Here is a 21934-nt window from a genome sequence, read left to right as displayed (position 1 = left end):
TATTGGAGCGCGGAGACATGGACGAAGACATCGGGTCCTCCGCTTTCCGGCGTGATGAAGCCGAAGCCCTTGTCCTGATTGAAAAACTTAACCTTGCCAGTCGGCATGACATCCTCGTGTGTTTGCACTTGTTGTGGAGCGGCAGCCTACCCTCCGCATTCTGCCAGATCAACCCGTTCCGAACCTTCGGTCTTCTCGGCATCCTCATCTGCTTGCGACGGCGCGATGGGGTGGAAAGCCGCCAAGAAGATCGCATCGGCAAAGAGTGCCGCCCCACCACGAACGAAATAGGCAAGGCTGTAGCCGCCGCGATCCGTCATACAGCGGTTGACGGCTTCCCCGGCGGGCTCGTCGGCTTCATGCTCGGCCTCCTCGGCGGCGGTGGATCCATCCCGGCCACGCCCGCTGCTCCTTTACGTGGTCGGGGTCAGGCAGCCGCACGTTGCGATCGGCACGGGTGCGCTTGCGGTTTCGGTGAACGCTTTTGCGAATTTTGCAAGCCATGCGATCAAGGGGTCATGTCTGGTGGCGCTGCGCGGCCGTCTTCTCCGCGCCGGCGTTGTCGGCGCCCGTGATAATGGGGCCTCATTTCAGGTCGGGGCTCACCGGGCTTCCATCGGTTCGGACTTCTTTCGGAAGACGGCGATGTTATCGCTGAGCTAGCCCGCAACCGATCGCGGTGTTTGGCCCGTCAACTCCGAGAATGTGGACGTCGTTTCGGCGAGCACAGATTCCCGGAACATACCGTCAAGTCCAAGGAGCAAATCGGCAACCATTTCACTTACGCCCGAGGCGATCAGGACGCTGCGATGCTCGTCGTGGGTCCGATGCTGATACAACACGGTCTCACCGAGGAGGCGCGACAGTTCTTCGGCAACCTCCGGCATACTCACCGTACCGGGGCCAGTCAGATGATAGGCGCGCTGCGAGTGAATGTGCTCATTGTCGAGAAGAGCGGCACGCGCGGCATCGGCGACATCGCGAGTGTCGATGAAGTTGACGCGCCCGTTGCCAGCCACGCCACCCCATGAGCCATCCGCGACCGGGGCGCCGGCCCGGGCCAGAATGTCGACGAATGAACTTGGGCGCAAAAGCGTGTAGCCAATGTTATGCGCAGCCAAGTGGGCTTCGATCTGCATGTGCCAATCGAACGGATGCAGCCGAGACGGAGGCCCCATGACCGACAATTTGACGATGTGAACAACGCCTGCGGCCACGGCTGCGTCGATCAATGCGATTTCGTTGGCAACCTGCCGCGGGGACGTGCCGTGGGAAAGGAAAAGGCGCTCCACACCGCGCAGCGCGCCGGCAAGAGTGGCAGGTATATCGAAGTCAACTTTGGCCAAAGCGACCCCGGCCGGTAGGTCCCGCGTGTCTGGATTCCGCGTCAGCGCCACGATATCGACGGGGTCATTGACCAGGTTTGCGATCAAAGTGGCGCCGACCCGACCAGTAGCGCCGGCCACTGCAATGCGCGGCCTGCTTACTTCACTCGAGGGAGGATTGAACATTTGAGTATCCTTGCTATTTTGGAACGAACGGTCCATCATTTATGGAACGATCGGTCCATGATGCCAAATGAGAAATTGAAATGAGCGGAAAACGCCAATTCGACGAGACTTCGGTAATCAATGCCGCCATGGATGTGTTCTGGCGACATGGGTACGCTGCATCGTCCATCGATCAGCTAACGACGGCAATGGGGTTGTCCCGCTCAAGCCTGTACAAGCGATTTCGAGATAAGGATGGGCTTTTCCGGGAGGTGCTTTCAACTTATGCGGAGCGCGTCGTGCATCGCATGAGGGCCGTCCAGGGAGATACCAGACGCGGCCAGCTTGAAGCTCTACTAAGCGAATTTCTTCCGAACGATGCCAGAGCTGCGCGACCTAAGGGTTGCATGCTGGTCCGATCGTGCACCGAGATGGCAGATTTACCGCTAGAAGGGCAGGTCGTTGCCTTGGAGGGCCTCACGCGGCAGCGGGCGATCTTCGAGGAGATTCTGCGAGAAGCGGTCGCCAATGGCGAGTTGCCATCAGCGGCGGACACCGATGGCTTGGCGTGGCATTTTCTCGGCGTTTTGCAGGCTGTAATGAACCTGCCACAGGCAGGCGCGAACGGCCGCGTGATGCGGGGCGTCATCGACCTCGGGATGTCGGCATGGCCGCTGAAATAGCGGATGCGGGGAATGCACGGGAGCGTGGTTTGGCCAGATGTACGACAGATTTGACGCGTACGCGCACAGGAGCGAAATTATCGAAGACGATTATGAGCGCGATTGCGAGTGGCATCCCAAAGCAGGTCACGTCGATAAGCTCCTCACCGGCTTCTCAAAGCAAGTGAGCCGATCACAAGCGCCATCCGCCTGCTGGTCTGCGTCTCCCCTCAATCGACCTTGACAAGCGCATCCACGTCGAGACGCTACTAGGCTCGCAACGTCTTAGAAAAAACGAGGATAGGATGAGGTTCAGCAGACCGGCAGTCGCAGGCGTGGTTGGCGTGGCAGCGTGTGTGTTTGGCGCGAGCCTTGCGGCATCGCCTGCGCTCACGCAGGAAGTCGAGCCGCCCGCTCCATGGGTCAAGCTTACCAGTTCGCATGCCGGAGCGGTCGGAACATGCTCTGTCGTTGATGCGACCGACAACGAGGCTTGTTATATGGTCCGGTGCGACGCCAAGAACGGTCTCATTTTCGAGATCGGTGACGCCACTGTTGGTGAGATGGGCCTGCGATCGGCGCGCTTCGAGATTGGGAGGTACAAAGAGACGAGATCCGCCTCGACGGGAACAGTTCCGATCGGCGAGCGATTGTTCTCTCAAAGCATCCGAAGCTGCTTGCGGCCCTCACATCTGGCGCTGATTTCGCCACTATGTACTCCGTCAAGGCCGATGTGGAATACAGCACCGGCTTTGAACTCACGGGGGCGCGAGACCAGATATCTCGCCTGGCAAGGGGCTGCCCAACCAAGCCGTGACGACGAGCAAGGGTCCTGACAGACCATGACGCCCGATTGCCCAAAGCTGCGCCTTACGGTCACGCGTCCGATGATGCCGCAGGACTCCAATTGGCGTTGCGGTCGCTTCGAAAAACACGACCGTCTTCACCCGGACCCTGGCCGTAGAAACCGCATCTGAGATCGCCTGGTCCGGGTCTGCCTTGGACGGAGCTCGGCGGCTCGAAGGTCTTGCCAACGCAAGTTTCGGGCGGGTTTGCCAGCAAGCTTGCCGGAGAAGTCGGCGGCCACTCGACGGCACGATATCTCGCGAATGGCCAGGGGACAGTTTTGTCGTCAGGCTATGCTTTCGGGGGCTCATCCTATAGACGCTCCAACCCTGTGCGACACCGTCAAGTTGATGTCGGCGGCTTGCGAAGGGTCCGAGCCGTCTTCAGTTTCGCTTCAGTTACGGCTAATCCCGCGCTCATAAACGATTGCTAAAGAGTGATGCGAAGCTTGCCAACCGTCTCTGGCGAAGCTGATAGGGCTGGCCCTTGCGGGGGGGCTCACAGCGAATTTGCATCACATCTTGATTGGAAAAACCGGTATGCCTTCTCTACTTCGGACAATAGGAATGTCGTCTGGAAAGGCGATCTGGACATTTTTTGCCGTCGCGCTTGTTCTGGCCGGCATCGCTTCCGTAAATCCGGTCGAAGCGCAAGGTTCCCCTGAAAAGAGAATAGCCTTCGTCGTGGGCAATGCCGCCTACAAGGCGGGCGCCCTGTCGACGCCGGCCAACGATGCCGGGCTGATTGCGCAAACGCTGCAGGCCGCCGGCTTCGACGTAATCGGCGCGCGCGACCTCGACCAGAACGGATTGCGCGACGCGATGCGGGACTTTCTGACGAAAGCGAATGCATCGGGACCCAATACCGTCGTCTTCGTCTATCTGGCGGGCTATGGCGTGCAATATCAGGGCGATAACTATTTCGTGCCGGTCGACGCCCAGATCGCCAATGCCACGGATGTGCCGGTGGAAGCTCTGCGCATAACCGATTTTTCGAGATCGCTGGCCGGTATCAACAATCGCGGCAGCATCGTCGTGCTCGATGCAGCAAGAGCCAATCCATTCGTGCAGTCCAATCAGCCGTTGGCCGGTGGTCTGGCGCTCGTCGATCCGGACGCCAATCAGCTGATCGCCTTTAATGCCGCGCCGGGCACGGTCGCCCCGCAGGAGGCCGGCCCCTATGGTTCCTATGCCCATGCCCTGGCGGAAATGATCCGCATCGGCGGGCTTCCGCTCGATGATGTGTTTGACCGGACACGGTTGCGGCTCAGCGATCTGACCAAGGGCGCGCAGATTTCCTGGAATGCTTCCAAATTCAAGAACGCCTTCACGTTTTTCGATCGTGGTCCCAATCCGCCGGCCGCCCAGGTGTCCAGCTACAGCAATGTCGCAATCCGGACGAAGCCGATCAGCGATTTCGACGAGCGGGATGCCTATTTCGCCGCGCTCGACCGCGACACGATGCGTGGTTACGAGGATTTCCTGGCAAGCTATCCGAACGACTCCATGGCAAGGCGGGTGCGTGCGATCATTGCAGCGCGCCGCGAAGCGATCACCTGGCGCGAAACGTGGAATGCGGATACGCCGGAGGCCTATTGGTCCTATCTGAGACGTTATCCGCGTGGTCCCCATGTCTGGGATGCCCGCCGTCGTCTGGAACATTTCGAGGCAGCACTCGAGCCGCCCCCGTCATTTTCGGTGATCGAGTATGACGTGCCGCCGCCGCCACCACCGGAAATCGTCTATGTCGACCGGCCTGTCTTGTATTTCGATGATGCCGACTTCGGTTATGCGCCGCCGCCGCCCGTCGTCTTCCTGGCACCACCGCCGCCGGATTTCGTAACGCTTGCGCCGCCCAGGCCACCGGTCGATCTCTACGTGCTACCGGCGCCGGTCTTCGTTCCGGTCCCCGAATGGGTGGAACCCCCGCGTGATATCGCGCCGCCCGAAAACAACATTATCTTCAACAACATTCACAATACGGTCGTCAACAACACGGTTGTCAACGAGAACGAGGCCGCACCGGCTGCGCCCGGATTGGCGACAGGAGAAAAGCTCGCCGGCGCGGCCATCGTCGCCGGAACGGGTGCAGCTGCGCTCCACGTTGCCTTGCCGCCCTCGATACAGAAAAAGGCTGCCGTTTTGCAAAAGCAGGTCCCGGCCGGAGCCGAGAAACCGACACCTGCAGCCGGTTTAGCGCCGGTGCCCGTCCCTTCGGTCCAGTCCCAGCCCCAAATACAGACAAAGACGGGCACACAGGCACAACAGCTGCAGACACAGACCGGAAGTGCCGCCACCCAGGCGCTTTCCGGCGCCAACGGCGAGCCGCTGCCGCCCGCCGGCACGCCGGCGAACAAGCCACAAGCGGCCCCGGCAGGAAAAATACAGCCGCCCGAAGCGGAGCCCGGTACCGCGCATAATCCGACGACGGCCGCGCATCCACCACTTCAGAGCGCAAATCCCGACGCGCATGCCCTTCCGGGTTCAAAAGGCCAGCCGCAGTTGCCCGAGGCCAATGCGCCTGCCGTCAAAGGTCAAAGCCAGGTCGCCAAGACCCTGGCACCACCGGCAGCCCCGAATGCGAAGCCGAAGGGAGGTGTCGCAACCCCGGAACCCGACGCTCACAGCCTGCCGACAAAGCCTGCGGCGCTGGCAAATATTGACAACACACCAGCAAAACCCAGCGTTCCCAACAACAGCGAACCGCAGCTCGGCAATCAGCGCCATGTTGTTCCGCCGCAGTCTCGAGAGGAAGCTTCGCCGCCATCCTTGCCTAGGGAGCCGCATATTGCAATGCCGGCGCAGGCACCTGCCGCAAAACCACAGGCCGAACCCGAATTACGGGTCGAACCCAAGATACAGGCTGAACCCAAGCCCCAGCCTCAGCCCAAGCCGGCGATCGTCGAACAGCAGGCAAAGAGACCGGAGGCCGCAGAAAAGAAGAAATGCGGTGGTCCGGATTTACCTCCATGCCCCTAAGGCAGTTGACATAGAAGAGAAATTTTCTCCCGGCATATTCCCGCGCCCTGATGTTGGAATTCAGGACACTTGCCGCAAGCCAGAAAGAGCGTCCTGTGAGCAGGGCGGGTTGATAGCGATCATAGCGATCTGCCTTGGGGTCGCGGTTCTGCTGGCTCTATGGGCCTTGAAATACCTCAATTCTTACGGATAGCTCCATCCATTGTTTACCGGATACGCAGGTGCGAAGGTCTGTGACGTTGTTTACAAAGGGAAAAAATCCCGTTCCAAGCGCGCCACACAATGGAGCGCACCTGGCATACCGACCTGATATCGACGGATTACGCGCCCTTGCCATCCTACCGGTCGTTCTTTTCCACGCTGAAATTCCCGGCATCAGCGGCGGATTTGTCGGCGTCGATGTCTTTTTCGTCATTTCCGGCTATCTGATGTCGTCGCTGATTGCCGGCGAGATGGCGAAAGGCGAGTTCAGCCTCCTGAATTTCTATCAGCGGCGCATCCGTCGTATCTTCCCCGCCCTCTTTGCGATGATGGCGACTTGCGCTGTCGTCGCCTGGTTCGCCCTCATGCCTCTGGAGCTTTCATATTTCGCCAGGAGCATGACAGCCGCCGCCCTCTTCATGTCGAACATTCAGTTTGCAAAAGAGGTGGGCTATTTCGATATCGGCGCGCAGATGAAGCCGCTGCTGCATACGTGGTCGCTTGCGGTCGAAGAGCAATTCTATATCGCCTTTCCCCTCGTCGTGATCCTGCTGCAGAAGGTCGCGCCGCGGCGGATGGTTCCTTTCGCGCTTGTCGCCCTCGCCGCATCCTTCGCCGCCTGCATCGGTGTGTTGAATCGCGATCCGACAGCGGGCTTCTACCTTTCGCAATATCGCGTCTGGGAACTTCTGATCGGCGTCATCATCGGCCTCAAGGCCATCCCCGAGGTGAAAAGCGAGACGGGCCGGCAGGCCTTGGCGGCGATCGGACTTGTCCTGATCGGCATCGCGGTTTTCGCCTTTACCGAGAAAACGACCTTTCCGGGCTATGCCGCATTGTTGCCATGCCTGGGCGCCGCCTTCATCATCCATGCGCGCGCGGGCAACGGCATCGTCGGCCGGCTTCTTTCGCTGCGTCCGCTGGTCTTTATCGGGCTGATTTCCTATTCGCTCTATCTCTGGCATTGGCCGATTATCGTCTTCACCCGCTATTTCGCGGGTCACGAGCTGACGCCGCTGCTGCGGTGCGCCGTGATCCTGGCATCGATGCTTGTTGCCGTCGCCTCCTGGCGGTTCATCGAAAAGCCATCTCGTGGAAATTGGGGGCTGCTCACCGGCAAGCAACTGCCGGCAATGGCGGCCGCGGTGATCGGGCTTACGGCCGGCGCCGGGCTGCTTCTGGTCATGAGTGGTGGCGCACCGGGCCGATTGCCGGCCGACGTTCGGTCAATCTATGCGGCCACGTATGACCGAAGCCACTTCTACATGGACGGCTGCTTTACAGAGTCGGATCACAAAGGTCCGTCAAATGCCGATATCGAAGCCGGCAAGGTCTGCGGCCTGGGCGATCCGAATGATGCTGGCCCCGACTTTCTGGTGTGGGGCGACTCACACGCTGCCGCGATGGCGCCGGGCATCGATGCCGCCGCCGCTGCCGCGGGCTTTGGCGGCAGGTTCGCTGCCCATGCGTCATGCCCTCCGCTGACCGACGTTGCGCTTGCGGGCAAAAACGATACGCGACGCTGCACGGCCTTCAACGATTCAGTGCGCGACCTCATCAAGCGGGAGCATATTCCACTCGTGTTCATGCTCGCCTATTGGCCGAAATACGTTCACAATTCCGAACTACCGAACCAGGGGGACTATTTCGATCCTTCAATCCCCCCGTCTGTGGCCGATTACTCGACGCCGATTGCCACGGCCCTGGATAAGACTCTGGCCGAGCTGAAGCAGGAAGGCGTCACGGTCGTGCTGGTTATGGACGTGCCTGAGATGGGGCGTTTCGTGCCCGAGGCTCTTGCCAAGGCCAAGCTCGACGGCACCTCGGCGGATATCGCGCCACCCCTGTCCTACGTCGCCGAACGGCAGGCGCTCGCCCGCTCGATGCTGGAGAAATATGCCGATAAATATGGTGCAATTGTCGTCGATCCGCTGCCGGCCTTTTGCAACAACGACCGTTGCCACGCCTCGCGAAGCGGCGTGCCGCTTTACATGGATGCCGACCACATCACCGCGTCAGCGGCCAAGAGCCTCTTTTATCTTTTCGCGCCGGTGTTCAAGATGGCGCAAAACATTTGAGGTTGCAGCGGGCCGGCGGCTCGCTGGTTCGGCCTGGCAGGTGATGACATCGATCGCGAGGATTGCGACTGGTGGCGAAATCACCCCGCAAGCGGAACACTCGGTCGTGGGGCCGTCGGTCGCGCTTGTCCTTCGGATCGCTTACGCCCGAGCTCCTAAGGCTGCCTTGCTCACGCCCTCGCGTGACGCGAATTCCCGCACGCGGAACTAGTGCAAAGAGTACAGCCGCAAACGTATGTGGCGACAACAAAGGCACATATGGCGGCATCGTCGACGAGCCCGATCCTGATTTCGCCGAACGTTTCAAGCGGCTGGACACGGTCTCCAGCAGCGGATTCCACACCTATACGGTCGCGGATCTCGTGCTCCCGAAGCGCGAAACGGTGGGGTGAGCTATAGAAACCGGGGTCATTTCCGGATGGAACGCGCCCGGCCGACAGAAATCCGGCGGAGGGACCTTCCCTTTGCCGGCGCTGAGCCACGCTCGCCCTCTCCGGTTTGACTCAATTGCTGAGCCTGCCGATCTGGAGGCAGCACACATGGACCAGTGACGATTGGGCCTCCGCCCTCTTTGTAAATCTCAAGTTCGGAAATGCGGCCATCCGATCGCCATTCAGTCCAAACTCGCCAAGATCGGCGCGCACCCGATTTACGATAGGTGCGGCGGCAACGTATCTCGATTCTACCGCAAGACCGATCTCACCGGCGCGCCGATTACGGTGCCGGTACTGTCCTGAGCCGCGCATCATTCTAATAGGACAGCTTGGGATACCAATGCGGCGCCCGGCCCTCCGGGGTGGAATCGAGGATCGTCCAGATCGGTATCAGGTCGGGCGCGCCGCGCGGGTCCTGACCGGGATCGGCTGTGGCGCCGCCCATCTCGCCGCTCCAGAAATGCCGCATTGTCCCATCCCGGCGGGTGAACACGTTGAAGGCCGCGTCATCACTGCCGTCCTTGCCGAGCGCATGGTAGTCCCGGCTGAACTCGCCGCTCGTATCCGAATAGAGTGGCAGATAGTGCCAGCCGCGCTCCCTCTTGAAATCGGTGAGGCGCTGCAGCGGCGAGCGGGCCACGACGGCGAATGCGACGCGCTGCTGGATGTCGGGAACCTCACCGTCCCAGGAGGAGAGCAGCGACGTGCACATCGGGCAGGGCCGCTCCCGCTCCGGGCCGAACATATAGCTGTAGACGACGAGCGTTTCCTTGTCCGCGAACAGCTCCTCGAACGAGATCCTGCCGTTCACGCCCTCGAACGTATAGTTCTTCGGCACAGGCCCGCCCGGCGGCAGATGGCGTCTCTGCTCGGCGACACGCTCGATATGGCGGCGGAGTTCGATTTCCTCGGCGAGAAGCGCGTTCCGCGCCTCCCTGTAGGCGGCGCTTTCGTTCGGAAAGTACACGCCGTTCTTTCTCGCAAGTTCGATTGCTGGTGTGAGGCTCTGCATATCCATGACATTCCTCCATCTGTAATGGTCGGGCAGGAGACTTGACCTTGCTCCGGTTGATATAGTCACCAAATTGCGGGCGGCCATGGCTCGCCCATATATAGGACGTGCGCCAGCGGTGTGATCCTACAGGCGCATCTGAAAAGTGATCCTGAATTCGAGGGAGCAAGAGGTCAGCGTGGTTTCTGGTCGAAGGGCCGGAGGATGCGCGCGTCACGATCCTTGCTGGCGCACGGCGCCGGCGCACCGATGGATCCCGCATCGATTATCGCGCGGCGAATGTCGTATCGGCCAGCGGTTTTCGGGTAGTGCGTTGCGAGTTCGGCTACATGGTGGCACACCGCACCTCCGCCGATCGCAAACCGCTGCCTCGCGCCGAAACGCTCAATCGGGAACTGAGCCCGCTTCTAGCGGCCTATTTCTTAGGCCCTATTGCAGCCCGCATCCTTGGCATTTCAGGATCAATTGCGCGGCGATTTACCGAAACGGATATTGAAATCCGCAATGAATTCTGACGCATAGGCGTGTCGTAAAGCCGCGCATTCGGCCAGCGGCGTACGACAAATATGCAGGCAATCACGAAGGGTGTGAAGATCAGAAACCGAACGACAATCAGCCCCGTGCGCACATCCGGCACCATGTCGCGGTCGGCAAAATAGACAAGGTCGTAAATCAGCACGCCGATCAGACACCAGGTTGCGACGAGCCGGGCTCGCTCGGCCGCGTATTGCCTGAGGAACAGGGTCTCTATCTCCGGCGCGAAGCGTAGAAGACCAAAGCCGCGCGCGAGCTGACTTTCTACCTGTTCAAGCGTTACGAGGCGCACGGCCAATGCTCCGGCTGCAAAGATCCCAGAAAACTAGGCGAGCAAGCTAAATATTCGGCTAAAATCGTATGGTTACTTGCCGTAACTGGCGGCAGGCATGGCGCCACGCCTGGCCGTCCACGGCCGAGGGACAACCTCATTCCGAGCTGCGGTATCGGCCGTCCATCATGCGACATTCCAGCAATGGCGATGCCGTCTTGCCGGCCGGCCCCGACCACCTATTTGATGAGATCAGGCTGGCGGAGCAACAAGAAGAGGTTTCGGCTATTTTTTCCGACGAAACGACCGAAATCATCCCTCCGGAAAATGACAGGGAGCAGCCGGATGGTCGTATCTGTCTCTGTTGCCGACGTGCCCGTCGATGGATGGACGGCTGTGGCATCTGCGAAGAATGCCTTGAACCATGATTGAGGAGGGGCGGTATGGCCATTCGTAGCGCCGGGCTCCTCCTGTTTCGGCGCCGTTCTGACGAAGTCGAGGTCCTCCTCGTCCACCCCGGAGGGCCTTTCTGGGCGAAGAAGGACGAGGGCGCCTGGTCCATTCCCAAAGGACTGGTCGAGCCGGGGGAGGACGAACTCGCGGCTGCGAAGCGGGAAACCCTCGAGGAGTTGGGGGTCGTGGTCGATGGTGACTTCAATCCGTTGGGCGAATACCGGCAGCCGGGTGGCAAGGTCGTTGTCGCCTGGTATGTGGAAGCCGACCTCACGCTGGACCTGAATAACATTCGAAGCTCGGAGTTCCAGATGGAATGGCCTCCGAGGTCCGGTCGGATCCGGAGGTTTCCAGAAGTCGATCGTGCGGATTGGTTTTCGTTGAAGGACGCAGCGGTAAGGATGCTCAAGGGGCAGCGGCCCATGCTCGACGACCTTCTCGCGCGTCTTGCGAAAGCCGACGTCTGACAGCGGCCTAACCGCGTGACTGTGGAGGCGACTGCATACCGGTGGAAGCGGAAACCTTAGGCACGTCGGGTGTCTTCCGGCAATCACCTGGTTGATCGACAAGGGCAAGTCGAGTTTCGGATTTTGAACAGGCAATCGCCTGCCTCTTCGAACAGCACTGGCCGCCTTTCCCGACCCGTTTGCCGGGTAGTCTTGAGCTGCTTGTGGCCTCGACAGCGCTGCTCTATGAAATTATCTATAAAACATGACCATGATCACCGAAGACACGATCGCCAATCGTATCAGCCGCGTTCTCGCCGACCGCATCATCACGGGCGCGCTGGAACCCGGCAGCAGGCTCAGGCAGGATCATATTGCTGAAGAATTCGGCACCAGCCATGTTCCGGTGCGGGAGGCGTTCCGTCGCCTCGAGGCGCAGGGGCTCGCGGTGAGTGAGGCGCGCCGTGGCGTGCGGGTCGCGTCGTTTTCGCTGGCGGAGGTTCAGGAGGTCGCCCGCATGCGCTCTGCCCTGGAGGCGCTTGCGCTTCGCCATGCCGCGCCGCATTTGACTCGGTTCATCCTGGATGAGGCGGAAACGGCTATGATTGCCGGTGACGGTGCGGTCGATATCCGCGAATGGGACGAGGCGAATCGCCGGTTCCACAGGCTTTTGCTCGCACCTTGCGACATGCCGCGGCTGCTTGCGGCGATCGACGATCTCCATATGGTAGGATCACGACTTCTGTTTGTGAGCGGGCGCGGCGGCTGGTCGCCTCGGGTTGATGTCGATCACCATGCCATTCTCGATCATCTCCGTAAGGGCAAAATCGAGCAAGCCATTGTGGTGCTCGATCGGCACGTGCAGAGGATCGGCCAAAAGCCGATCCTGTATGCCTCGGGTGCAACGGGCGCGGCATTTGCCATTGAAGGCTGAGGCAAAGCCGAGCTGACCTTTTCATCGTTTCGCTAACAAAGCATTCGGCGACTGTGTCGCGCTGACCGACCTGCGCCTCATCGATGGTGCTCGAAGTGTGTGTCGTGGAAGCCTCCGCGCTTTCCGACGATGCTCTTTCGGGTTGCCAACATGATCAAAACATTCGCGCAAAGAGCTATTGCAAAATGCTGCCTTTCATAAAATTATAGATAAAGGTAGATTCTATCTATTGAAAGGTGACCAGGTGATGGACGATGTGGCGCTGCCGGTCAGTGTATTTGAAAACAGTTCGCCGGTTGGCCCCCCCATCTCAAATGAGCAGGCGGGAATTATCTATAACTTGCCGTTCAATGATCTTCTTTATCGCGCCCAACAGATTCATCGCGCGCACTTTGATCCCAATGCCATTCAAATGAGCAGGCTGCTGTCTATCAAGACCGGTGGCTGTGCCGAGGATTGCGGTTACTGCAGCCAGTCCGCTCACTATCCGACGGGTCTCAAGGCGTCGAAGCTGATGAAAGTCGAGCGCGTGCTCGGCGAGGCGCGGAGGGCAAGGGAAGGCGGTGCGACGCGCTACTGCATGGGGGCCGCGTGGCGCAATCCCAAAGAGCGCGATATGGAGGCGCTCGTCGCCATGGTCGAGGGCGTAAAGGCACTCGGGATGGAAACCTGTATGACGCTTGGCATGTTGACGCCGGCGCAATCCGAAAGGTTCGCCGAGGCCGGCCTCGATTACTACAATCACAATGTCGATACGTCCGAGCGCTATTATTCGGAGATCATCACCACCCGCAGCTTTGAGGACCGGCTAGACACGCTCGCCAATGTCCGCGATGCCGGGATCAAGGTCTGCGCGGGCGGCATTCTCGGCATGGGCGAGACAATTGAAGACCGGATTTCGATGCTGGTGACGCTCGCCAATCTGCCGGCACCTCCGGAAAGTGTGCCGATCAACATGCTGATCCCGATCCCGGGCTCCAAGCTTGCCGATGCAGCGCCGGTGGACCCGATCGACTTCGTCCGCACCATTGCACTCGCGCGCATCCTCATGCCGCGCTCGCATGTCCGCCTGTCGGCCGGCCGCACCGATATGAGCGACGAGACGCAGGCTCTTTGCTTTTTCGCCGGGGCCAATTCGATCTTTGTCGGCGACACGCTGCTGACGGCGGAAAATCCCGGCGAGGATCATGACGCGGCCCTCTTCAGCCGGCTCGGGCTGAAGCCGATGGAACTGGAGCAGTCTCGTTGAGTTCGCCGGCGCTCGCCCGCTATGAGGTCACGCTCGCGGGCCTTCAGCGCAAGTCGCGACTACGCACGCTCACCCCGCAGCAAGGCGTGGATTTCACCTCCAATGACTATCTCGGGCTCGCCAATGCCCCCCGCCTGAAGGCAGCGATTGCAGGCGCGATCCAAAGGGGCGTGCCAGCCGGTGCCGGCGGTTCGCGGCTTTTGCGCGGCAATCACGCCGAACATGAGGCGCTTGAGGCGGAAGCGGCTGCGTTTTTCGGGGTCGAGAAGATCCTCTATTTCGACAGTGGATTTGCGGCCAATGTGGCGCTCTTCTCGTCGCTGCCGCAGCGCGACGACCTGATCGTCCACGATGCGCTGATCCATGCGAGCGCCCATGACGGCATCTCGGCCAGCAAGGCGGAGGCGGTCGCCGTGCCGCACAATGAGGTCGACGTTTTCGATCAGGCGATCCGACGCTGGCGCGAGCGCGGCGGCAAGGGGTGTCCCTGGATTGCGGTCGAGAGCCTCTATTCGATGGACGGGGATCAAGCGCCGGTCTTTGAGCTCGCCGAGCTTGCCGATCGGCATGATGGCTTCCTCGTCGTCGACGAAGCGCATGCCACCGGCATATTCGGTCCCGGCGGCCGCGGTCTTGCTTCGGGGCTGGAAAGCCGCGGCAATGTTCTGGTCCTGCATACCTGCGGCAAGGCGCTCGGCGTCTCCGGCGCGCTTCTTGGGCTGCCTGCTGTCCTTGCCGACTATCTCATCAACCGCGCACGCAATTTCATCTACTCGACCGCCCCGTCGCCGCTGATGGCATCAGGAGTGCGGGAGGCGTTGCGCATGATCGCCGACGAGCCGGAACGGCGCATGCGGCTGGAGCGCCTCAAAAACTTCGCCGGCGAACAATTGTCCTGTCGGCTCGGCATCATCCCCAGCGGTTCGCAGATTCTGCCCGTGATGCTCGGCGACAATGCCCGCGCGCTCCGGATCGCGGAGCGCATGCAGGCGGATGGCTTCGACGTACGGGCGATCCGGCCCCCGACCGTGCCTGAGGGTACGGCTCGGCTGAGGGTTTCCATTTCGCTCAATGTGGATGAGGAGCAGATTGTGGCCTTGGTTCGGAGGCTGGCCGCGGCGATCGAAGAGGACAGGCCATGATGCCGCGGCTCGTCGTCTCCGGCACTGATACGGGTATCGGTAAGACCGTCTTTGCTGCAGGCCTTGCCGCGGCATTGGAGGGCTATTACTGGAAGCCCGTCCAGTCGGGGCTTGAGGACGAGACCGACGGCGAGACGGTCATGCGGCTCGGCGGCGTGCCGCGCACGCGCATCCTGCCGGAAGCCTATCGCCTTGCCACACCTGCCTCGCCGCATCTTTCAGCCCGTTTGGATGGCGTTGCGATCAAGCCGGAAAGGCTGGTGCCGCCGATGACAGACCGGCCATTGGTGATCGAAGGGGCGGGCGGGCTGCTCGTGCCGCTCTCGGACGATCTGGTCTTCGCCGATATGTTTGCCCGCTGGCAGGTTCCCGTCATCCTTTGCGCCAGGACATCGCTCGGCACGATCAACCACACGCTGCTGTCACTCGAAGCTCTGAAACATCGCAACATTCCGGTGTTCGGCATCACCTTCATCGGCGACGAGAACCAAGAAACGCAGCGCATTATCGAAAAAATGGGTGGCATTCGCTCACTCGGCCGGCTCCCCTGGCTCCAGGACATTACGCCCGATGGGCTTCGCACGGCGTTCCGCGGCAATTTCGATCTCGCTTCCTTTGCGGAGGTGCCCGCATGACCCGCTCGGCCGTCTGGCACCCCTTCACCCAGCATGCGCTCGAACCGCCGATGAAACGTATCGCATCGACCGAGGGCGCCTATCTGGTCGATGAGGATGGTCATTGCTTTCTCGACGCGATCTCGTCCTGGTGGGTCATCACCCATGGCCACCGGCATCCGGTGATCATGGCGGCGATCCGGGCGGCGACGGAGGCTTATGACCAGATCATTTTCGCCGAATTCTCGCACGCGCCCGCCGAACGATTGGCCGAGGGATTGATCGAGATCGCTCCACCGGGGTTAAGCCATGTCTTCTATTCCGACAGCGGTTCGACCTCGGTCGAGGTGGCGCTCAAAATGGCACTCGGTTATTTCCACAACAGGGGAGAGGCGCGCGATCGGATCGTAGTGGTGGAGGGGAGCTACCACGGCGATACGATCGGCACGATGTCGACCGGCGAGCGAGGCGTTTTCAACGCCGCCTATGAACCGCTACTCTTCGGCGTCGACCGGCTTGCTTTCCCGGAACCGGGCCGAAAGCAGCTGACGCTCGACATGTTCGAGAACTTTTGCCGTTCGGCCCGGGTCGCGGCCCTGGTGATCGAGCCTTTGGTCCTCGGGGCGGGTGGCATGAAGATCTATGATGCCCGTACACTTGCCGGCCTGAAGGAAATCGCCCTGCACCATGGCTGCCTGCTGATCGCCGATGAAGTGATGACCGGTTGGGGCCGGACGGGCACAATATTCGCCTCGGAGCAGGCCGGCATCACGCCCGACATCCTATGCACATCCAAGGGGCTGACGGGCGGCGCGCTGCCGCTTGCGGCAACCCTCTGCACCGGCGACATCTTCGATGCCCACCTCTCCACCGACCGGCGCAAGACCTTCTTCCATTCCAGCTCCTATACCGCCAACCCGATCGCTTGTGCGGCCGCCGTCGCCAATCTCGAAATCTGGCGGAACGAACCGGTCTTTGAGCGTATCGAAAATCTCACAGCACTGCACCGGCAGAACCTGCAGCGTTTCGAGGGCGACAAACGGTTCGCCAATATACGGCAGTCAGGAACGATCGCAGCGCTCGATCTCGTCGTACCCTCTGGCGGTTATCTCGCCGAGGCTGGTCCGCGCATGCGGCGACTATTTCGCGAACGCGGCCTGCTGATCCGTCCGCTCGGCAACGTCATCTACCTGATGCCGCCCTATTGCGTGACCGCAGACGATCTCGGCCGCGCCTATGACGCCATAGATGAGATCGCGTCGATCGTTCTCGGGAGCACGGGATGATGTCGGATCGTTCTTCCCGCATGGCCGGTTTCGGGCATGCCGTGCCGGCTCGCTGCGTCGACAATGCCGAGATCGAAGCGCGTCTGCGCCTGGAAACAGGCTGGATCGAGCGCCGAACCGGCATCCGCACGCGCCATTGGGCCGAAGAGGGCGAGACACTGAGCGGCCTTGCCGCCGAGGCCGGACGGATGGCGCTCGACGATGCCGGGCTCGCCCGTAATGAGATCGCACTGACGCTGCTCGCGACCTCGACACCGGATCATCTTCTGCCGCCCTCGGCACCGCTGCTGGCCCATCGGCTGGATCTGGAAAAATCCGGCGCGATCGATCTCGCCGGCGCCTGTTCGGGCTTTCTCTACGCGCTCACGCTGGCGGACGGTTTCGTCCGAGCGCATGGCCGTGCCGTCCTGGTGGTGGCGGCCAATATCCTGAGCCGCCGCATCAATCCTGCTGAGCGGGCAAGCGCCGTCCTCTTCGCTGATGCGGCTGGCGCTGTGGTGCTGGCCCCCTGTGCGAACGGGCGAAGCGGCCTCCTCTCCGCCGATCTCGTATCGGACGGCAGCGGCTATGGCCTGATCAACATCCCGGCCGGCGGCAGCAACCGGCCGTTCTCTCCCGAAACCAGTGCGGAGGATTTTCTGATGACGATGCAGGACGGCCGCGAGGTCTTCTCGCGCGCCGTCGCCTTGATGACCGAAACCTCGAAGCGGGCGCTGGAGCAGGCAGGAATTGTCGCGGCCAATATCGACCGGTTCGTTCCGCATCAGGCCAACGCGCGCATGTTCGACGCCGTCTCAGGCAACCTCGGCATCGCGCCCGAAAAGACGATCCGCACGATCGAGAGCTTCGGCAATTCGTCGGCCGCGACTATCCCGCTTTCCCTCTCCATCGCCCATCTCGAGCGACGGTTTGCGGGAGGACAAAAGCTGCTGCTCACCGCCGCCGGCGCCGGCCTGATGGGTGGTGCCGTGGTTTTTGGCATGTGACCGAACGATAATTCTGGAGGGAACACACAGTGGAAAAGGACGTGGGCGCGAAGCTGCATGGCATCCGGGTGAGAGACGCAAGACTGAACCACCACGGATCGATCACGACGAACGGCTCTCTCGACATGTCGGCTACGACGGAACTTGCCAACAATGATTACGGACTTCCAGCAGGTTTGACATCGAGCGAAGCGGGTCGCTTAACGGGATGTAGGTTCAAATCTTTTCCGGACTCAAGGAAGGCCGGATAGCAAAAATCTTTCTCATGAGTGGGTTCACATTGGCCGCAAAGCCTCGCAACACAAACGCCACAAGTGTGTTCAAGTGCAATACCAGTTACTGGCAACCGATCGCCTTCAGATTTGGCATACGCTTTGGGATCGCCGTGGCTGGTGAAGAAACTTCTGCCTTATCTTTTGGTAAATCTGGCGTATATTTGAGTGTATGAATATTGATCGGGTGACCGTGCGGCCCCGGAGGTATTGCCGAGAGGCAATCCGTATTTTCGCTTTGGCATTGATCTGGGGTTCAGCATTCTTGTTTTCCGTCGCCCCGACAGCGGGCTCGGAACGCGTCGCTTTACTGCTGCGATTGAATGGCGCCGTCAGCCCCGCGTCCGCCGACTATGTGATACGCGGCATCCAGCTTGCCAACGATCGTAAAGTGGCGTTGGTCGTCCTGCAAATGGATACGCCCGGCGGTCTCGATACGTCGATGCGGGACATCGTTCGGGCAATCCTTGCCTCGTCTGTGCCGGTTGCGAGCTACGTGGCTCCGAGCGGCGCCCGTGCGGCCAGTGCCGGCACTTATATCCTCTATGCCAGTCATATCGCCGCCATGGCGCCGGGTACCAATCTGGGCGCCGCAACGCCCATTGCTCTCGGTGGGAGCGGACAAGACAACGGCCAGAACGGCGACAGCAAGGAGCGACAGTCGCGCAACGCTGCAGAGGCAAAGGCAGTGAACGACGCTGCTGCCTATCTTCGGGGGCTGGCCGAGTTGCGCAATCGCAACGCCGACTGGGCGGAAAAGGCGGTACGCGACGCAGCCAGTCTCTCATCGACTGCGGCCGAACGCGAAAAAGTCGTCGATTTCGTCGCGGTCACCGTCGACGAGCTGATGGCGAAAGCCGATGGTCGCACGGTACGGGCAGGAGGAACGGACATCCGGCTTGATACGACGGGCCTCGCTGTCCAGACCATCGAGCCTGACTGGAGAACACGCCTGCTTTCGGTCATCGCCGACCCGAATGTCGCACTCATTCTGATGGTTATCGGCATTTACGGCCTGATATTCGAGTTTCTCACGCCCGGAGCGGTTATCCCGGGAACAGTCGGCGGCATATGCCTGCTGCTCGGTCTCTACGCCTTGGCAATGCTACCGGTCAGCTATGCCGGCATCGGCCTCATCGTGCTTGCGGTTGCTCTCTTTGTCGCGGAGGCGCATGCACCGACATTCGGCGTCCTCGGCCTTAGCGGTGTGGTCGCCCTCGTCCTGGGCGCAACCATTCTCTTCGATACGGATGTGCCCGATCTGAAAGTGAGCCGGCAGGTCCTGATTGGTATCGGTGTTTCAGCCCTCGCCTTCCTCCTCATTGTCGTTCGCCTTGCATTCGGCGCGCGCCGGCGTGCCGTGGTGACCGGTTCGGAGCAGATGATCGGCATTTCAGGGAAAGTCTTCAGTTGGACGGGCACGACCGGCTACATTGTCGCGCATGGAGAGCGCTGGAGCGCCGCCTCCGCCGAACCGCTCACGGACGGAGACGACGTGACGGTCATTGCCAGAAATGGGCTAACCCTCGAGGTCACCCGTGATCCCCGCAAGAAAGAAAGCAAGGAGGAGCGCACATGACCATGATTGGAGGTTTCATCTTCTATATCGTCGCAGTCGTCCTGCTGCTGATCGTCCTGGCGAACGCGATCAAAATCTTGCGCGAGTATCAGCGGGCCGTCGTCTTTACACTTGGTCGATTTACCGGCGTTAAAGGCCCCGGATTGATCCTACTTGTTCCCTACGTACAGCAAATGGTTCGGGTCGACCTGCGCACGCGCGTGCTCGACGTCCCCAGCCAGGACGTCATCTCCCGTGACAACGTTTCGGTTCGAGTCAGCGCGGTGATTTACTTCAGGGTCATCGATCCGGAGAAGTCAGTGATTCAGGTCGAGGATTTCATGGCAGCCACGAGCCAGCTTGCCCAAACGACGTTGCGCTCGGTGCTCGGCAAGCACGATCTCGACGAGATGCTCGCGGAGCGCGACAGGCTCAACGAAGATATCCAGAGAATGCTCGACGCCCAAACAGACGCCTGGGGCATCAAAGTGGCCAATGTTGAGATCAAGCATGTCGACATCAACGAGTCGATGATCCGTGCGATTGCCAGGCAAGCTGAGGCAGAACGCGAGCGGCGTGCGAAAATCATAAATGCCGAGGGCGAACAGCAGGCCGCGGCAAAGCTGGTGGAAGCGGCTGAAATGCTGGCCAGACAACCGTTGTCAATGCAGCTGCGCTACTTGAGCACGCTGAACGTTATTGCCGGGGAAAACAGTTCGACGATCATATTCCCGTTCCCCATGGAACTCATTCACCTCCTGGACGGGAAGGCAGGCAAACCAACTGAATGAGCACATGAGGCGCTCGAAGCGGAAGCGGCTGCGACTTATGGGATTGAAAGGGTGCTCTGTTTCGGTAGCAGATTTGCGGCCAATGTCGCGCTCTTCTCGTCGCTGCCGCAACGCGACGATCTGATCGTCCATGATGTGGATGATCCATGCCAGCGCCCATGACGGCATCTCGGCCAGCAAGGCGGAGGCGGCTGCCGTGCCGCACAACGACGTCTACGCTGATCACCTTGATGGCGACGCTGTGCATGCAGAGAACCCGAAAGGTTTACCCTAGACCCAATCCATCAAGTGCCGGGACTGAGCACTTTAGCGCAGCTTCTCAACGGCGACGGCAAGACACGTCCTGAACGCGGCAAGGTCCGTATAGAGCGCATCCCGCGCCGCGTCTCCGATGATGAGGACGCCACCGCGCCGCTCGATCCCGGCGTGCAGCATGAGATTGTCGGCCAGGCCAAAATCCTCGATCGCAATCCCGTTCGGGTCACGTAGTCGACCTTCCCCATCATACGCGACGGCCCCGCCATAAAGATCGCTCACTCGTCCGCTGTGATCGCGTGCCACATTCGTGTAGGCAAATACAGGCTTACCGCTTGCGCACATGAAGCCGAGTTCGAAGGCCGTCCCGGTATCGGCGGCAATGCCACGAAAGGGTGTCAGATTGGCGATGATTGCGTCAGCCTGGATCATCATCTTCTCGTCCACCGCGTTTATCGCTGCGGCCCGCTCGCGCTTCGAGTTCGTGTGCGGGATTTCCAGATCGCCGGGCGAGAGCGGGAGAAGTCCCGCCTCACGGGCAAGTGCTGCCTTGCGGTCGAGGATCTCGCGGGCGTTGGGAAGGAAGACCTCGGGACCGGCGAGATAAACTTTTCTTGTCATAAATTGCACCTAAAAGTGATGGGCTCGGCAACAGATACCTTCTCGCTGTACAGCGAAGAAGGATCACAATCCAGTGGGCGAAATCCGCCACCGGCACGGCGCGTATTAGCGCGTACAAATCGTGCTCCGGCGTTGCGGCCGGAATGTCGGGACGGGAATTCAGCGCCCCGAACCAATCCCATTCCCCATGACGTCGATGACATCCTTAAAGGTGGAGGGCATGTCGACTTTCGCGCTGATTGTGGTGATACTTCGCCTTCAAGCTTCCATGTGATCTCCGCCGGATGGTCCCACCGGAGATCGCACTAATCATCCAGCAATCAGTGCAGATTGAACATACAAGGGCGTGCAAGGCCGGCCGTCAGTTGCGAGAGTTGTGTCGGTGGAACGAGGAAAGCTGTAATGGCTTTAATTGCGCGGCAACGCCCATCGAACGTCTGATGACCGGCAGGGATTGAAGGATCGCTCCCTGGACATGACAGGAAATACTGTTCGCTTTGACGCAATTGACTCTGGCTCGCGCACGCATAGTCAATATGTCGGGACGCGAGCCCGGGTTATTCATGCGCTCGTCAAGATCATATGCCACCCGAGCGGCAAGAACGGCATTTCGGAGGAATGATGGACAAGCCCTGGTCTGAGAGCTGCGGCCCGGTGGCGGCGACCGAGCGTGATGTTCAAAAGGCGAGCGCGATCAACGCGCTTCTCGTGCGACCGATCGACGTTCTGCCGCAAAAGGCAGGCGATCCCATCCGCCCATTGGCGGTTGGGATCTTCAGCGAGATCCGGGCGCTGTTGAAGCCGGACGTCGGGGTGACCAG

General features: G+C 60.6%; 18 protein-coding genes and 4 pseudogenes. 16 read left to right on the top strand and 6 right to left on the bottom strand.

Annotated elements, in window-relative coordinates:
• Positions 1-107, bottom strand: a 107-nt coding sequence (locus tag AB4Z13_RS32615) for a cold-shock protein (protein WP_442207752.1), incomplete at its 3' end; no start/stop codon positions are given.
• Positions 108-146: 39 nt separating this feature from the next.
• Positions 147-320 carry a hypothetical protein gene (locus tag AB4Z13_RS32610; RefSeq protein ID WP_442207753.1) on the bottom strand — a complete coding sequence of 58 codons (174 nt, stop codon included), beginning with the start codon at positions 318-320 and terminating at the stop codon, positions 147-149.
• A gap of 39 nt (positions 321-359) precedes the next feature.
• Here AB4Z13_RS32610 and AB4Z13_RS32605 point away from each other — a divergent pair.
• Positions 360-553 (top strand): annotated as a pseudogene (locus tag AB4Z13_RS32605) (TSUP family transporter); the annotation flags it as partial.
• Between the two features lie 106 nt (positions 554-659).
• Here AB4Z13_RS32605 and AB4Z13_RS32600 read toward each other — a convergent pair.
• Positions 660-1511, bottom strand: a complete 852-nt coding sequence (locus AB4Z13_RS32600) for an NmrA family NAD(P)-binding protein (RefSeq protein WP_442207750.1) — start codon at positions 1509-1511, stop codon at positions 660-662.
• An 80-nt stretch (positions 1512-1591) separates the two neighbouring features.
• Between AB4Z13_RS32600 and AB4Z13_RS32595 the strand changes: the two genes are divergently transcribed.
• The 3 genes from AB4Z13_RS32595 (at position 1592) to AB4Z13_RS32585 (ending at position 8255) form a co-directional block, all read left to right on the top strand.
• A complete protein-coding gene (locus AB4Z13_RS32595; protein ID WP_442207749.1) occupies positions 1592-2173 on the top strand; it encodes a TetR/AcrR family transcriptional regulator in 582 nt (193 codons plus the stop codon).
• A gap of 1391 nt (positions 2174-3564) precedes the next feature.
• A complete protein-coding gene (locus tag AB4Z13_RS32590) occupies positions 3565-5976 on the top strand; it encodes a caspase family protein (RefSeq protein WP_442207748.1) in 2412 nt (803 codons plus the stop codon).
• A 233-nt stretch (positions 5977-6209) separates the two neighbouring features.
• Positions 6210-8255, top strand: coding sequence for an acyltransferase family protein (locus tag AB4Z13_RS32585; RefSeq protein WP_442207747.1), 2046 nt, complete (start codon positions 6210-6212; stop codon positions 8253-8255).
• 750 nt (positions 8256-9005) lie between these two features.
• Here the strand turns inward: AB4Z13_RS32585 and AB4Z13_RS32580 are convergent.
• On the bottom strand, positions 9006-9707 hold the full coding sequence (locus tag AB4Z13_RS32580; RefSeq protein ID WP_442207746.1) for a DUF899 family protein: 702 nt from the start codon (positions 9705-9707) through the stop codon (positions 9006-9008).
• A gap of 149 nt (positions 9708-9856) precedes the next feature.
• Here AB4Z13_RS32580 and AB4Z13_RS32575 point away from each other — a divergent pair.
• Positions 9857-10153: pseudogene (locus AB4Z13_RS32575) on the top strand (alpha/beta family hydrolase); the annotation flags it as partial.
• Here AB4Z13_RS32575 and AB4Z13_RS32570 read toward each other — a convergent pair.
• Positions 10117-10527: a hypothetical protein gene (locus AB4Z13_RS32570; RefSeq protein WP_442207745.1), complete on the bottom strand. Its 411-nt coding sequence runs from the start codon at positions 10525-10527 to the stop codon at positions 10117-10119. The pseudogene AB4Z13_RS32575 and the gene AB4Z13_RS32570 overlap by 37 nt on opposite strands.
• A 422-nt stretch (positions 10528-10949) precedes the next feature.
• On the opposite strand from AB4Z13_RS32570, the gene AB4Z13_RS32565 reads away from it, so the two are divergent.
• The 10 genes and pseudogenes from AB4Z13_RS32565 to AB4Z13_RS32520 all read left to right on the top strand — a co-directional run.
• On the top strand, positions 10950-11426 hold the full coding sequence (locus AB4Z13_RS32565) for an NUDIX domain-containing protein (RefSeq protein ID WP_439017714.1): 477 nt from the start codon (positions 10950-10952) through the stop codon (positions 11424-11426).
• Between the two features lie 244 nt (positions 11427-11670).
• On the top strand, positions 11671-12339 hold the full coding sequence (locus AB4Z13_RS32560) for a GntR family transcriptional regulator (RefSeq protein ID WP_113324308.1): 669 nt from the start codon (positions 11671-11673) through the stop codon (positions 12337-12339).
• A gap of 247 nt (positions 12340-12586) precedes the next feature.
• A complete protein-coding gene (bioB, locus tag AB4Z13_RS32555; protein ID WP_113324307.1) occupies positions 12587-13588 on the top strand; it encodes a biotin synthase BioB in 1002 nt (333 codons plus the stop codon).
• Entirely contained in the window at positions 13585-14730 is a 1146-nt protein-coding gene (locus AB4Z13_RS32550; protein WP_442207744.1) for an 8-amino-7-oxononanoate synthase, read from the top strand. Before bioB ends, AB4Z13_RS32550 begins: the two co-directional genes overlap by 4 nt.
• On the top strand, positions 14727-15365 hold the full coding sequence (bioD, locus tag AB4Z13_RS32545) for a dethiobiotin synthase (RefSeq protein WP_113324305.1): 639 nt from the start codon (positions 14727-14729) through the stop codon (positions 15363-15365). The genes AB4Z13_RS32550 and bioD overlap by 4 nt, the downstream gene beginning before the upstream one ends.
• A complete protein-coding gene (locus AB4Z13_RS32540; RefSeq protein WP_442207743.1) occupies positions 15362-16630 on the top strand; it encodes an adenosylmethionine--8-amino-7-oxononanoate transaminase in 1269 nt (422 codons plus the stop codon). Before bioD ends, AB4Z13_RS32540 begins: the two co-directional genes overlap by 4 nt.
• The gene (locus AB4Z13_RS32535; RefSeq protein WP_442207751.1) at positions 16630-17616 is read left to right on the top strand and encodes a beta-ketoacyl-ACP synthase III; all 987 of its coding nucleotides are present in this window, start codon (positions 16630-16632) and stop codon (positions 17614-17616) included. The genes AB4Z13_RS32540 and AB4Z13_RS32535 overlap by 1 nt, the downstream gene beginning before the upstream one ends.
• Before the next feature lie 444 nt (positions 17617-18060).
• Entirely contained in the window at positions 18061-19467 is a 1407-nt protein-coding gene (locus AB4Z13_RS32530; RefSeq protein ID WP_442207742.1) for an NfeD family protein, read from the top strand.
• A complete protein-coding gene (locus tag AB4Z13_RS32525) occupies positions 19464-20237 on the top strand; it encodes a slipin family protein (RefSeq protein WP_113324302.1) in 774 nt (257 codons plus the stop codon). Before AB4Z13_RS32530 ends, AB4Z13_RS32525 begins: the two co-directional genes overlap by 4 nt.
• Positions 20238-20240: 3 nt before the next feature.
• Positions 20241-20457, top strand: a pseudogene (locus tag AB4Z13_RS32520) (8-amino-7-oxononanoate synthase); the annotation flags it as partial.
• 86 nt (positions 20458-20543) lie between these two features.
• Here the strand turns inward: AB4Z13_RS32520 and AB4Z13_RS32515 are convergent.
• Positions 20544-21113, bottom strand: a complete 570-nt coding sequence (locus AB4Z13_RS32515) for a nucleoside 2-deoxyribosyltransferase (RefSeq protein ID WP_442207741.1) — start codon at positions 21111-21113, stop codon at positions 20544-20546.
• Positions 21114-21734: 621 nt separating this feature from the next.
• Between AB4Z13_RS32515 and AB4Z13_RS32510 the strand changes: the two are divergent.
• Positions 21735-21934, top strand: a pseudogene (locus AB4Z13_RS32510) (ProQ/FINO family protein); the annotation flags it as partial.

Origin of the sequence: Rhizobium sp. YAF28, assembly GCF_052113285.1 — a bacterium.
In the GTDB taxonomy this organism is placed as follows: domain Bacteria; phylum Pseudomonadota; class Alphaproteobacteria; order Rhizobiales; family Rhizobiaceae; genus Rhizobium.
The sequence above is the reverse complement of the archived record's forward strand: the minus strand, read 5'-3'. Positions and strand labels throughout refer to the sequence as shown.